General features: G+C 43.7%; 13 protein-coding genes. 11 read left to right on the forward strand and 2 right to left on the reverse strand.

Annotated features, from left to right (window positions below; translation table 11 throughout):
• Nucleotides 1–150: 150 nt before the first annotated feature.
• The gene (locus JV36_RS0114455) at nucleotides 151–1938 is read right to left on the reverse strand and encodes a PQQ-dependent methanol/ethanol family dehydrogenase (RefSeq protein ID WP_032097634.1); all 1788 of its coding nucleotides are present in this window, start codon (nucleotides 1936–1938) and stop codon (nucleotides 151–153) included.
• Nucleotides 1939–2088: 150 nt separating this feature from the next.
• Nucleotides 2089–3024, reverse strand: a complete 936-nt coding sequence (locus tag JV36_RS0114460; protein WP_081926638.1) for a substrate-binding periplasmic protein — start codon at nucleotides 3022–3024, stop codon at nucleotides 2089–2091.
• A 64-nt stretch (nucleotides 3025–3088) separates the two neighbouring features.
• Here JV36_RS0114460 and JV36_RS0114465 point away from each other — a divergent pair, with 64 nt between their 5' ends.
• The 11 genes from JV36_RS0114465 (at nucleotide 3089) to JV36_RS0114510 (ending at nucleotide 13357) form a co-directional block, all read left to right on the forward strand.
• The gene (locus JV36_RS0114465; RefSeq protein WP_052010356.1) at nucleotides 3089–4369 is read left to right on the forward strand and encodes a hypothetical protein; all 1281 of its coding nucleotides are present in this window, start codon (nucleotides 3089–3091) and stop codon (nucleotides 4367–4369) included.
• Between the two features lie 14 nt (nucleotides 4370–4383).
• A complete protein-coding gene (locus JV36_RS0114470) occupies nucleotides 4384–5346 on the forward strand; it encodes a PQQ-dependent catabolism-associated beta-propeller protein (protein ID WP_032097633.1) in 963 nt (320 codons plus the stop codon).
• A gap of 52 nt (nucleotides 5347–5398) precedes the next feature.
• Nucleotides 5399–6121: an ATP-binding cassette domain-containing protein gene (locus JV36_RS0114475; protein ID WP_032097632.1), complete on the forward strand. Its 723-nt coding sequence runs from the start codon at nucleotides 5399–5401 to the stop codon at nucleotides 6119–6121.
• On the forward strand, nucleotides 6121–6903 hold the full coding sequence (locus JV36_RS0114480) for an ABC transporter permease (RefSeq protein WP_032097631.1): 783 nt from the start codon (nucleotides 6121–6123) through the stop codon (nucleotides 6901–6903). Before JV36_RS0114475 ends, JV36_RS0114480 begins: the two co-directional genes overlap by 1 nt.
• The gene (locus tag JV36_RS19285; RefSeq protein WP_052010355.1) at nucleotides 6900–8531 is read left to right on the forward strand and encodes a leucyl aminopeptidase; all 1632 of its coding nucleotides are present in this window, start codon (nucleotides 6900–6902) and stop codon (nucleotides 8529–8531) included. The genes JV36_RS0114480 and JV36_RS19285 overlap by 4 nt, the downstream gene beginning before the upstream one ends.
• A 108-nt stretch (nucleotides 8532–8639) precedes the next feature.
• Nucleotides 8640–8711 (forward strand): pyrroloquinoline quinone precursor peptide PqqA, encoded by a 72-nt coding sequence (gene pqqA / locus JV36_RS19450; protein WP_073324441.1) that lies wholly within the window; start codon nucleotides 8640–8642, stop codon nucleotides 8709–8711.
• Nucleotides 8712–8783: 72 nt separating this feature from the next.
• The gene (gene pqqB, locus JV36_RS0114490) at nucleotides 8784–9704 is read left to right on the forward strand and encodes a pyrroloquinoline quinone biosynthesis protein PqqB (protein WP_032097630.1); all 921 of its coding nucleotides are present in this window, start codon (nucleotides 8784–8786) and stop codon (nucleotides 9702–9704) included.
• Between the two features lies 1 nt (nucleotide 9705).
• Nucleotides 9706–10461 (forward strand): pyrroloquinoline-quinone synthase PqqC, encoded by a 756-nt coding sequence (gene pqqC, locus JV36_RS0114495; protein ID WP_032097629.1) that lies wholly within the window; start codon nucleotides 9706–9708, stop codon nucleotides 10459–10461.
• Nucleotides 10461–10742 (forward strand): pyrroloquinoline quinone biosynthesis peptide chaperone PqqD, encoded by a 282-nt coding sequence (gene pqqD / locus JV36_RS0114500; protein WP_032097628.1) that lies wholly within the window; start codon nucleotides 10461–10463, stop codon nucleotides 10740–10742. Before pqqC ends, pqqD begins: the two co-directional genes overlap by 1 nt.
• The gene (pqqE, locus tag JV36_RS0114505) at nucleotides 10732–11865 is read left to right on the forward strand and encodes a pyrroloquinoline quinone biosynthesis protein PqqE (RefSeq protein WP_032097627.1); all 1134 of its coding nucleotides are present in this window, start codon (nucleotides 10732–10734) and stop codon (nucleotides 11863–11865) included. The genes pqqD and pqqE overlap by 11 nt, the downstream gene beginning before the upstream one ends.
• A gap of 13 nt (nucleotides 11866–11878) precedes the next feature.
• Entirely contained in the window at nucleotides 11879–13357 is a 1479-nt protein-coding gene (locus JV36_RS0114510; RefSeq protein ID WP_032097626.1) for an insulinase family protein, read from the forward strand.
• Nucleotides 13358–13469: the final 112 nt, after the last annotated feature.

Genomic DNA, 13469 nt, shown 5'->3' on the forward strand with positions numbered 1-13469 from the left:
GAAAGACTCCTCCTTTGGGAGGACAAAGAGCAAACACTAGCTAATAGCCTATGATATGAATTACGGCACTAGATATAGTAAAAAGCCGATGGATTCGTCCATCGGCTTTTTCATTATTGCACCGCAGTTAAACTAGCGTTAAACGCTAAGCTAGTTTTTAGCGAGTTGCGCATAACGCTTTGGCAGTTTGAAGGTCCACACAGTTCCACCTTGGTTAAAGTGCTTAACTCGCTTCGCAACTTCTCCCCCCCATAGCGGCACCGCACCACCCCAGCCTGACAAGACTGAAATATACTGTTCTCCGTCCATTTCCCATGTAATAGGTGAACCTACGATACCAGACCCTGTTTGGAACTTGTAAACCACGTCACCAGTCTTATCGTCAAAGGCCATAAGGTAACCTTCTGGGTTTCCTGTCCACACTAGCCCCCCAGCGGTTGTCAACACTCCGCCCCACAGCGGAGAGAAGTTGTTGTAACGCCATACCACTTCACCTGTTTTGGGGTCGATTGCTTTTAACACGCCAATAAAATCTTCGTTAACTGACTTTATAGTGAAGCCTGCACCCAAATACGCAGCGCCTTTTTTGTATGCAGTTGGTTCATTCCAAATATCCATTTCCCATTCATTCGATGGTACGTAAAATAATTCGGTGTTCTTTGAATATGCCATGGGCATCCAGTTTTTACCACCTAGGAATGCAGGACGGGCAATGACCTCAGACCCCTTCTTGCCATCTGCTGAATTTGACGGACTTCCTGGACGGTTTTCGTCAACATAAATTGGACGGCCATTCTCATCCAGCCCTTTTGCCCATGAAACCTTATCGACAAAAGGAAAACCACGAATAAAATCACCATCTTCGCGGTTTAACACATAAAAGAAACCGTTTCTGTCTGCGGTTGCTGCAGCTTTAATCGTTTTTCCATTCTCTTCATAGTCAAACGATATCAACTCATTAACACCGTCAAAATCCCACCCATCGTGCGGTGTAGTTTGAAAATGCCAAACAATTTTGCCGTCTTTAGGATCTATCGCTAATCGAGACGACGAGAAATAATTATCCCCCGGGCGAAGATGTGAGTTCCACGGGGCGGGGTTCCCTGTGCCGAAAAACAGCAAACCTGTATCGGGGTCGTAGGTGCCCCCTAGCCAAGTTGCCGCTCCGCCGGTTTTCCAGAGATCTGCTGGCCAAGTCTTCCCTGGAGCTCCGCCAGAGATACCATTTTCAACCTTCTTGCCATCTTCCCATATATAGCCCATGTGCCCTTCAACTGTTGGACGAACCCATGCCTGTTTGCCGGTTTTCGCATCGTACGCATAAACTTTACCCACAATGCCAAACTCACCGCCGGAAATACCCGTGATAACTTTTCCATCTATCACTATAGGAGCAGCCGTGATTGCGTAACCCGCGCGATAATCCTCTACTTTTTTCGACCACACGGTTTTGCCCGTGTCTTTATCTAGAGCAACGAGTTTTGCATCGAGTGTTCCAAAGATGACAAGGTTATCGTAGAGTGCAACGCCTCGATTTATCACATCGCAGCATGGCATAATGCCGTCGGGCAAGCGGGCGTCGTATTGCCAAATTTCTTCACCTGTTCTTGCATCAATAGCCCAAACACGAGAATAAGAGCCCGTTACGTACATAACGCCATCTTTAATCATTGGCTGAGATTCTTGCCCTCGCTGCTTTTCACCACCAAGTGAAAACGCCCATACGGGTCTTACATCTTCCACGGTTTCTTTATTTATTGCGTCTAGAGGACTAAAACGCTGTGCCTGTAAACCCATTCCGTAAGTTACTATCGCATCGGTAGTAAGGTGGTCATTTTGTATATCTTTGTCTGTGACTGTGGCGTGTGCAGGTAGCGACGTACCGGCGCAAATCAACATTGAAAGAGCTATTCTTTTGAGTGGCATTTTATTATTCATAACGTTTCCTAATTGCATGTCGGCCATGAGCGGTCTGACTTTCAGACTATTTGTTATGTTTAGAATAGCCACGGATATTGTCTATTCCTATGCACCCGCGGTGTGATTTGTGCCCTTCTTTAGTAGGAGGAATGGGTAGGAAATATTCCGTCAATGCTGATAATAGGGCGGCATCTCGTAAACAACGTAGTAATGTTGAAAAATCTTTTCCATCTCTCCCGATGTCACAAGATGTGTAATCACATCACCAATCTCGTAGGCCAACGCGCGATAATCACTAAATACGGCCAACCCTAAATCCCATTTCTGCTTACCTATCAATGGAAACGCATTGGTCGCCAGACTAAATTGGTTTCGATCAACGAATTGACTAAGATAACTTATTTGCGAACGTATCCCCATAACAGCGGCGACCTCGCTCTCTTCTAACGCTTTAAACGCCTTTGCGTTAGACGAATAATGCAGCGTATTTTCTCTTAATTTGCCACCAAATGCGGATGTAAGATAAAAATGAGGAATGCTATCTATTTCCGCACCAATAGTATGGTATTGAAACATCGCCATGGTTTCTACTTTAGGAAGAATTTGTGTGTTGTGAATAATTTGCCAACTCTCTCGATGGTACGGTGCAAACATGTGTACAAGTTCGTTTACTAACAAGCCCACATCATCACGCTTCTGTGAAAACGCCCGATCATAAGGCGCTCGCATCATCACATCCGCTTTGTTTCGATGGATAATATGCCCTTTCCAAAGGTAATTTCTAAAGTCGTCTTCTGTCGTTTCACCGGGCGTCATCCACGTTAATTCGAGCTTCACGCCAAGTCCATCCGCAATCTTGCGCGCAATATCAATATCAATTCCCGTTGCTTTATCATCATCTATAAACGAAAACGGCGGATAGTCGGCGTAGACAGCAACATTGATTTTCCCGCTGCTCACAATATCGTCTAATGAACGACAAGAACCATTAAAGGTTAATAGCACACCGATAACCAGGAAAAAGCTATTTTTTATCGACAAAAAGTAATTCAAAACCTGCTGCTCATCAAAATATATTATGAGTAAATAGTAAGGGTTACGCATGATTTCGCTAATGCTACTTTAGCGCCATAGGTTTCCTTCTTTAGGAGGATTTTCTTTGGGAATAATGACATATACTCTTTCAACATACTTTAATCACGGGATTGGATTTGTGAGATACAGAGAACTGCTGTCAAAGAGAAGCTTTTACGCAACATCCTTTTTTGTATGCTTTATACTTGTTCTGTTGCAAATTCCGCTTTCTGCGAGCACGTTGAACGCTAAAACGTCTCATGATGCAATTTCAATAACATATATAAAAATTGATGAAACCACACCAGCAGGCGTCCCAAGCTATTTGTTATCGCCAGATAGCACCGGAACAGCAGGCGCTAAACTCGCAATTGACGACGCTAATATTACCGGTAAATTTCTTGGTCATCATTTTGCGCTGACCACGCATAGAATAAATACACTTACCGCAGCAGAAACACCTATTGTTAAAGACATCAATCGCAGTGCTGTTGTGCTGCTTGATGCGCCTACGTCCAATTATATGTCGGTATTATCGTTCCTTATCGACATAGCACCAGACACACTTTTCATTAACGTAGCAAACAACAATGCCAACATTCGTCGACAACTTTGCGGCGTAAAACAACTCCATACGACACCTAGCTTTCAAATGAAAACCGACGCCTTGGCACAGTGGTTTAGAACAAAGCGGCTGAATAACATACTTGCGGTTTACGGTAGTCATGAGAATGATCTCGCTTTTTTATCTGCATTTGAGCAAAGCGCCCGCAAGTTCAAGCTAAACATCATTGAAACAAAAGCATGGGATGGCAATTTTGATTTAAGACGCGCAGCGTTCGCTGAAATACCTGTATTTACACGAACTGATAGACCCTATAGCGCAATTTTCGCAGCCGATTTCAATAATAATTTTGCTTACAGCTTGCCATTTAATACCTACCACGTTGTTCCTATTGTGGGTTCTGCCGGTTTAAAACCACTTGGCTGGCATTTTACCCATGAGCAATGGGGGGCGCGACAGCTTCAAAATCGCTTTGTCGAGACTTATCGGCGGCCCATGAATGAGATTGATTTCGCCGCTTACGCTGCTGTGATGACCGTCTCAGCGGCTGCACAGTCTCACTCGCCTATGACAAGTGAGGGGCTTTATAATGCCATAGTGAACGATGACTTTTCGCTCGCGGCGTATAAAGGTCGCCCCTTATCATTCAGGCCTGCAACCGGTCAGCTGCGTCAGCCCATAGCGCTGGCACATGAAGACGCATTAGTTATTCACGCTCCTTTGCCTGGTTTTCTTCATCAATCCAATGAATTAGATACTCTCGGCAATACACAATCAACTGGCAATAGAAGCTCGGCGTGCCCCCCTTAGATTGAGGATTTACTATGCGGCTCAACGTTTTATATATTTTTTGCTTTTTCTCGGTATTTGCCCATGCATTACCACAAGCCTACGTGACAAATGAAAAAGACAATACACTGTCTATTATTGATATGAATCTCTTTGATGTCGTTGATACTATTGAGATTGGTGAACGTCCGAGAGGATTTATATTAAGTGCCGATCACGCCAAGGCATATATCTGCGCATCTGATGCGGATCGCATCCAAATAATGGATTTATCTACCCACACTATTGTTGGTGATTTACCCTCGGGAGCCGATCCGGAAACTATAGCATTACACCCTAATGGGAACACTATATATACGGCCAATGAAGATGATGCGCTTCTTACCGTAATTGATATTCCCACTAGTTCGGTAGTTGCCCAAATTGATGTAGGTGTGGAGCCTGAAGGGCTTGCTGTTAGCCATGATGGAAACCTTATGGTAGTGACGTCTGAGACAACGAATATGGTGCATTGGGTAGATACCCAAAACCATGAAAATATCGCTAATAGCCTAGTCGATGCTAGGCCAAGAGATGCTCACTTTAACCACGATGATAGCTTACTTTGGGTAAGTTCAGAGATTGGGGGCACTGTTTCCATTTTTGATACTAAAACGAAACAAAAACTAAAAACCATCTCTTTTGATATCAAAGGAGTCTATCGAGATAAGATACAGCCTGTTGGCATTGTTTTAATGAAGTCAAAACCCTATGCATTTGTTGCACTTGGGCCTGCTAATAGGGTGGCTGTTATAAACACCGATACATACGAGATAGTTGATTATATCTTGGTGGGACGCCGCGTATGGCAACTTGCTTTCAATCAGGATGAATCTTTAATGCTAACAACGAATGGTGTCAGTGGTGACGTATCGGTTATCAACACCCATTCTCTCGATGTAGAACACACGATCAAAGTGGGTCGCTACCCTTGGGGAGTAGCAGTAAAATGGCAATAATTGAGCATCATTGCGAACCAGCCATGCGACTAACTTTTCAGTTGAGTCACCTATGCAAATAATGATAAACAAGCTGTCGCATCATTATGGTACAAGCAAAGCGCTAAAAAACGTCACACTTACACTTCCAAGGGGTTTTACACTGTTACTCGGCCCTAACGGTGCTGGCAAAAGCACGCTGTTTGGGTTACTCACTGGCTTGCAAAAAATTGAACAGGGCGACATCACTTTTGACGGTCAGTCACTTCACCATTCACGTAATACCATCATGGCTAATATGGGAGTGGTGTTTCAGCAAAACACATTAGATATCGATTTAACCGTGCAGCAGAACTTAAGCTACTTTGCTTCGCTGCACGGAATAAGTGAAAAAAAAGCGCTCCAACGAATTTCTACTTTGCTTGAAAAACTTGAATTAAAAGAACGTTTAAGCACAAAAGTGAGAAACTTAAATGGCGGCCATCGACGGCGGGTAGAACTTGCACGTTGTCTTATTCACAACCCATCTATTTTGCTCCTCGATGAACCTACTGTTGGTTTGGATATGGCATCGAGGCAGCTGATCTTGTCTGTAGTAAAAAATTTAACACAGCAGCGACCTATGAGCGTCTTATGGGCCACGCATTTATTTGAAGAAGTTCATAGTGACGACCATCTTGTGATACTTTTTAAAGGAAGCATTGTCTCAGACGATATATGTAGCACGCTGTTAAGCGTTCATAAGCAGCCCAATATTGACGCTTTGTGGCAATATTTAATCACAGAGAATCAATAATGTATTGGCGTTGTTTTATTGGCGTATTAACAAGAGAAATGCTTAAGTTCTGGCAGCAACGTACTCGCTTGCTCAGTGCTCTAGTGCGTCCCCTACTTTGGCTATTCGTCTTTGCTGCTGGCTTTCGTTCTGCGCTTGGGCTTTCCATGACTGAGCCTTATTCGTCATATATCCTCTATGAAGAATATATTGTACCGGGTCTCGCTGCCATGATTGTGCTATTCAACAGTATGCAAAGTTCACTTTCTATGGTTTACGACCGTGAAATGGGGAGTATGAAAGTACTATTGATGAGCCCTGTTCCACGGGCATTTCTAATGGCGTCTAAATTAATTGCTAATACGCTGGTATCGGCTGTTCAAGTTTATATTTTCTTCGCATTTGCATTAATCGTTGATGTTGAGCTTTCTCTATTGGGATACTTATACGCCTTTCCAATAATAATGCTGTTGTCACTTTTTCTAGGCGCCTTAGGACTGCTCCTAGCAAATTATATTAAGCAACTGGAAAACTTTGCCGGTGTAATGAACTTTATTATTTTCCCGCTCTTTTTTCTCTCGAGTGCGCTTTACCCGCTTTGGAAAATGCGCGAGGCCAGTGAATGGCTCTACCGTATTTGTGCCTTCAACCCGTTTACCACTGGCGTGGAACTCCTTCGATTTAGCCTTTATGAAAAACTCGCGCTTTACGACCTTGTTACGATTATTGTACTTACCAGCATTACATTTTCGCTTGCGGTAAGAAGTTTTCGTCCCAAGACATCTAAAGGACGTTTATCTTGACCATCCAAATAGCAAAGCTCCCAGAGCACCTTAAACTGGCAGAGAGCGATTGTTGTATTATTTTTACCACTGCCAATATGCTACGCAGACAGCTCGAAGATTTTCCCCCCGAGACCCGAGTATTCACTGAAACCGTGATGAGCGATGAGGGATTTGTTGGCGAGCCTAAACAGTTCTTACTGCTTCATCGCCCCAGTGGCCTTACCGCGAAGCGCCTGTGTTTTTTTGGTTTAGATGAAACTCACTCTTCTCAGAGGACATTGTTACGCCAATTTTTCTGTTTTTTTGACATGCTGAAACGCCATTCCCACAACTTGACTGATGTGCATGTTGTGTTATCCGATTATTTGTTGGAAAAGCTTGTTGTTGAACATCAATATCAACGTCCTTACACTGTTGTCGAAAAAACGCCGCAACCTCATGCTTCGGATAAAATTGTCAACATTATTACTTTACTTGCACGCAGTATGTCGGCGTTGGAATACCAATTCCCAGGTTACAAAACAAGCGCTAGTGATACAGAGTCGACGCTGTTAGATAAGAAAAAAGAGCGCCTTACCCTTTCGCTGTGGTTGCCAGAATGGTGCTATCGCGATGATACATCGCTAGGGCGTGTTCAATACTGGATTAATCGTGAAAATGCCCTTTCTTATGGAGTAAAACGCGCTAAAGACCTTGCGCATATGCCAGCAAATATTTGCACGCCCGGCTTTCTCGCCAATGAAGCACAAAAACTTCAGCAGCAATTCTCATCAATATCAGTACAAGTGCTTAACGAGGCGATGCTAGCAAAGCGAGATATGAACGCATATCTGGCGGTGAACGCAGGCTCTTGCTTTTCAGCCTCAATGCCCATTATTAGCTATAATGGCATTCCACAAGATCAATGCAATGAGCACAAGACCCCGCCTCTGGTTATCATTGGCAAAGGTGTTACTTTTGATAGCGGTGGAATAACACTAAAACGCGATGCGAATATGCGACATATGATTTATGACATGACAGGCGCCGCCTGTGTTATTGGTCTTATGCATACGCTTGCTGTACTGAAAGTGAGATGTCACGTTATTGGAATTCTGGCTACTGCAGACAACAGCATTGATGGTAACGCATATCGGCCTGGCGATATAATTCAAACCGCCAGCAAACAATCCATCGAAGTGATGAGCACAGATGCCGAAGGACGAATGCTGATAGCCGACGCCATTTCATACAGTAAAGACTTTAGTCCCAGCGCCATAATTGATATCGCAACCTTAACGGGCGCAGCTATTACCTCTTTAGGCCATCATTGCAGTGCGTTATTTTGTAATGACAATCAACTAGAACGTGAATTACTGCTCGCCGGGGAGCGAAGTAGCGATGAGGTCTGGCCCTTCCCGTTATGGCGAGAATATCACGAGGCCATCAACTCTACGCATGCAGATATGCTAAACGCAGGAAAAAATTCTCCTGGAGCAATCACCGCTGGCTGCTTTTTATCAAATTTTGCCCAGAACACGCCTTGGGCGCACATTGATATTGCAGGCACTGGCTTTAAATACGGTACTTCATTGTCTGCCACAGGCCGCCCAATCCCGCTGCTACTTGATTATATTATGTCGCACGCCAAAGGAGCGAATTGCTAAATACCCCTCAAAAGTCATGATAGTTTTCCTCCTATAGGAGGATAGCCGTTAACAGATAATCAACATATACTCAAACATGAGTTTAATTGGTTAAAGAAGGAAACACTTATGTGGACAAAACCTCAGTACACTGAAATGCGTCTTGGCTTTGAAGTTACGCTTTATATTAGTAATCGCTAAGTTTTATCGCTTTTGAACGTAGTGTTAAAAAGGCTGCCTAGGCAGCCTTTTTAAATGCACAATGGAGTTGTTATGTTCGTATTAATTCTCGGTGCTGGCGCAGGTGGTGGCTTCCCGCAGTGGAATTGTCATTGTCCTAACTGTAAAGGGTTACGCACGGGATCCATTAACACCAGACCCCGCACTCAATCTAGTATTGCTGTCAGTGCCAATAAAAAACAGTGGGTACTTATCAATGCTTCCCCTGATTTGCGAGAACAAATAAATCGACACTCACAATTATGGCCGGAAACTTCTGTCACGAGGGGCACACGTATATCGTCGATAGTGCTTACCGATAGCCAGATCGATCATACAACAGGACTATTAACGTTGCGTGAAGGTCTGCCTTTACCTGTCTATTGCACTGACGTCGTTAAGGAAGATTTAACCACCAGCTTTCCGCTATTCACCGTGCTAAAACACTGGCACGGCGGACTACATCAACACACCATAAGCACCGAGTTTAATAAGTCTTTTGTTCCGTCGGGAGCAGAGGGACTTACTTTTCAGCCCGTCGTTCTGGAATCGAATGCCCCACCGTACTCAAAATATCGGGACAACATTGTTGCTGGTAATAACATTGGTCTAAAAATTACCGATGATCACTCAGGAAAAAGTGTGTTTTATGCACCAGGATGTATGCAAGCCAACAGCGTGGTGAAAAACGTCATGGCCGAAGCAGACTGCGTGCTATTTGATGGCACCCTGTGGGTAAATGAAGAAATGATTGATCACGGTTTTAGTCAAAAACTGGGAACCGATATGGGGCATATGCCGGTTAACGGCCCAAATGGCGCCATTGCGCTGCTCAAAGAGTTTGAAGTAAAACGTAAAATACTTATTCACATTAATAATACCAACCCTGTACTTAACGAAGACTCACAAGCCAATCGTGAACTGAGACAACAAGGTATTGAACTCGCTTTCGATGGTATGGAAATAGAGGTGTAGTATGTCTGAACAAGCATGGACAAAAGCAGAATTTGAAGCCAAACTTCGCGCAAAGGGAGCCTATTATCACATACACCACCCCTTTCATAAACGCATGAATGCAGGCAAGTGCAGCAAGGAAGAAATTCAGGGATGGGTAGCGAACAGACTGTACTATCAGATGGCTATTCCAGTCAAAGATGCTGCGATATTAGCGAATTGTGAAGAGCAAGAGGTAAGACGGTCCTGGATCCAACGCATTATTGACCACGACGGTCGCAATGGAGAGCAAGGCTTGGGTGGTATCGAGGCTTGGCTGAGATTAGGCGAAGCAGTAGGACTCAATCGCAGTGAACTGCTTGATGAAACGCATTTGTTACCAGGCGTAAAGTTTGCTGTTAACGCGTACGTAAACTTTGCGCGGCGCGCTTCGTGGGAAGAGGCTGCGTGTTCATCACTTACCGAAATGTTTGCACCCGAAATTCATCAAAGTCGACTCGATACATGGCCCACACACTACACTTGGATAAATAGCGACGGTTTTAGTTACTTTCAAATGCGGCTAAGTCAAGCGCGCCGAGATGTAGCTCACGGATTGCAAATCACGTTAGAGAATTTTGTAACGCGCAAACAGCAAGAAAAAGCATTGAATATACTTCAATTTAAAATTGATATTTTGTGGAGTATTGCCGATGCCATTTGCTTTGCCTATGAGTACGGAAGAAAGCCGTTTGATGGTATCGCAGACCAACGCGTGTGCCATAAAGGGAGGTTTTGATGTCTGAAAAGTTTGTTCGTACACCTAAGCTTAACACATTATTCAGGCTGCAATTTGAACATGCACAACAATGCTATGTACTACTTTTTCCTGAGGGAATGATAAAGTTAAACCCATCAGCCGCAGAGATCCTTACCTGTATTGATGGCAAAAAAACCGACGCGGAAATATGCGAATTACTTAGAGAAAACTTCCCCGACGCCCCAGAAGACCTCGAGGAGGATGTCAGAGAATTTTTAACTCATGCAGAAGAGAAAAGGTGGATACTATATGACGCCTAACAATACGACATCCACTTCGATTACACCGCCGCTGTGGCTGCTTGCTGAAATCACTTATCAATGCCCTTTGCACTGCCCTTATTGTTCCAACCCCGTCAACATGGAGGAAACGTTCAATGAACTCTCTACATCAGATTGGGAGCGCGTATTAACTCAGGCCAGAGAAATGGGAGCTGTTCAATTAGGTTTTTCAGGCGGTGAGCCTTTACTGCGCAGAGATTTAGAGCACCTAGTTGCCTACGCCAGAAATCTTGGTTTTTACACCAACTTAATTACCTCTGGCATTGGCATGACAGAAAAACGCATTGCTAAGTTAAAAAAGGCAGGGCTCGACCATATTCAACTGAGTTTTCAATCAGCCAATGCTGAGGTGAACGATCTAATTGGTAACAAACGCCATTCTTTCGAGCAAAAGCTAAAAATTGCTAAGCTGGTCAAACAGTATGAATATCCGATGGTGTTAAATTTTTGTATTACCGCGCAAAATATTCACGAAATCGAAGAGGTCATGGCTTTGAGCACTCAGCTTAACGCTGACTTTGTAGAGCTCGCAACCGTTCAATATTACGGTTGGGCCTATGAAAACCGCGACCATCTTCTGCCGACAAAAGCCCAGCTACAGCATGCCGAAAGCGCCGTAAATCGTTATAGAGATGCACAAAGCGGGGGCCCTAAGTTTATTTTTGTCACACCTGACTACTATGAAGATCGCCCGAAAGCGTGTATGAACGGATGGGGAACAACTTTTCTTACGGTAACGCCTGACGGCAGCGCACTGCCATGCCATAGTGCAAAAATTTTACCGCTTACATTTCCTAACGTAAAAAATAGCTCCCTGCGTGATATCTGGCATGAGGACTTTAGCTTCAACCATTTTCGTGGCGACAACTGGATGCAATCTCCTTGTAAAGGCTGTAATGAAAAATCTAAAGACTTTGGCGGCTGTCGATGTCAGGCTTATATGCTAACTGGCGATATGTATAAAACAGATCCAGTGTGTAGCAAATCGCCAGATCACCATATGATGAAAAGTATTACTGATAAAGCGGGTAGCAAAGCATCGACGGCACTTAAGTATCGCTATGTTGAACGCGGTATAGACATCGCAGTCGTCGATTCTTGATATTGTATTGATAATGCAATTTCATTTTATTGACACCACAGCGGTTTCAGTCAAACATCGCCGCAGTAAAACCAACACATCTTCGTTAGATGAAGCTATAGACAACGCGACTTACGCTGTTATATTCGCAGTTAATACGCCAGCAGTTGAACACTCAGGCCTGTCACATTTAGCAGAACATATGTGTTTTAGGGGTTCATTGCCTTATCCAGCCGATCACGAACTTTTTGTTGCTAACAGTCTATTACCGCTTAGCATTAATGCCACAACGCATGCTAACGCAACCTTCTTCTATGTTACTACGGACAACGAAGCTTTATTAAGCACTGCCGTCGACTATCTGTATCATGGTTTACGGTGTCACTATTATACTTATTCACAATTTGAAACAGAGCGCAGCGGCGTCATCTTTAATGAATTACAACTTTTAGAACGATGCCAAAGGTATAGCAAACAGGCAGCTATTCGAATAGGCGATACAGGTGAACAAGCATACCGGCACGCTGGCGGGTTTACACATACCATTAACACTATAACGTTCGAAGCATTAATAGCATATAAACAAAAATGGTATACCGATAGCAATATCGACGTATTCATAGCATCGCCAGAGCGAGCCACATTTAAACACTGCCAAACGATAATACTCCAGCATTGCCAGTCTGATAAGTATATCAATACTCCTATTTATCCATTTGAAAAACGACATCACCCGCCACTGACAGAAAGTACGCCTGTTTTTACATGGTGGATACCCGCTTGTTATATTGCCGACCTGCAGTGTTGTTTACTTGCACTTAATGACGTCGTGCACGACAACGCAGAAATAATCATCGATGATGAAATAAACCACCTAGGACAGTTTGCATTACGACTTATACCTCATGACCCTATACACTGTTCTCTAGACGCGTTGAAACAAACGGTAGTTGATCACCTGTTAAGCGTAGAGAGAACAATACAAGCTAAGGCTCTGAAGTTTGTTGACAGTAAACTTCCCTCAGTCGTTCAAGACGCCATATGTCAATACACAAATCGTAAAGACCAAAAACTCGGTCACCCCTCTCCTTTAAAAACGTATTTGTTAGAACCGCATATCAGTACTTGTGCACGGTTTGAAAGCGCAAACGCTATTTATTTTAAACCGCATATTTACTGCCACCCTTCTGTGTTTGCGAAGAAACATGCAGACTTATTGAGTGTAAGTCACTTCCCTCCCTTACCGCGCCTGCTGAGGCCAATAGCAGACATGTCGAATAGCGTGGATAAATTTGTCGCAAACGATGGCCACTGGGTTTACGAAATTACCCATGTTTGCACAAATACACTCATTAAATTACTGCGTTCGGCTGCCTTCTGGCAGCCACGCACACAAGGTGAATGTTACGCAATGGGTGTGGGCACGCATAATTCCAAGAGATATGTTTATGGTGCGCAAGACGTTAGTTCTTACGCGCGAGAAATTTGGCTTGACCGCTTATTTAAAACATAACTGTAAATTACACACTCGATATTCTTCCCGCTACTAAAGAACGAGATTTACTCACCTTACGTCCTATGGTTCAAAACTGTTAGAAAACTATTATTTAATTTTATGTAACACA

The sequence above is a fragment of the Alteromonas sp. LOR genome (assembly GCF_000753865.1).
GTDB lineage: Bacteria > Pseudomonadota > Gammaproteobacteria > Enterobacterales > Alteromonadaceae > Alteromonas.

Bases quoted from the DNA above. Each gene is read 5' to 3' on its own strand.
- JV36_RS0114480 (WP_032097631.1), top strand. From the start codon at position 6,121: ATGTATTGGCGTTGTTTTATTGGCGTATTAACAAGAGAAATGCTTAAG.
- JV36_RS0114510 (WP_032097626.1), top strand. From the start codon at position 11,879: ATGCAATTTCATTTTATTGACACCACAGCGGTTTCAGTCAAACATCGC.
- JV36_RS0114455 (WP_032097634.1), bottom strand. From the start codon at position 1,938: ATGAATAATAAAATGCCACTCAAAAGAATAGCTCTTTCAATGTTGATT.
- pqqE (WP_032097627.1), top strand. From the start codon at position 10,732: ATGACGCCTAACAATACGACATCCACTTCGATTACACCGCCGCTGTGG.
- pqqC (WP_032097629.1), top strand. From the start codon at position 9,706: ATGTCTGAACAAGCATGGACAAAAGCAGAATTTGAAGCCAAACTTCGC.
- pqqD (WP_032097628.1), top strand. From the start codon at position 10,461: ATGTCTGAAAAGTTTGTTCGTACACCTAAGCTTAACACATTATTCAGG.
- JV36_RS0114465 (WP_052010356.1), top strand. From the start codon at position 3,089: ATGACATATACTCTTTCAACATACTTTAATCACGGGATTGGATTTGTG.
- pqqB (WP_032097630.1), top strand. From the start codon at position 8,784: ATGTTCGTATTAATTCTCGGTGCTGGCGCAGGTGGTGGCTTCCCGCAG.
- JV36_RS0114460 (WP_081926638.1), bottom strand. From the start codon at position 3,024: ATGCGTAACCCTTACTATTTACTCATAATATATTTTGATGAGCAGCAG.
- JV36_RS0114475 (WP_032097632.1), top strand. From the start codon at position 5,399: ATGCAAATAATGATAAACAAGCTGTCGCATCATTATGGTACAAGCAAA.
- JV36_RS0114470 (WP_032097633.1), top strand. From the start codon at position 4,384: ATGCGGCTCAACGTTTTATATATTTTTTGCTTTTTCTCGGTATTTGCC.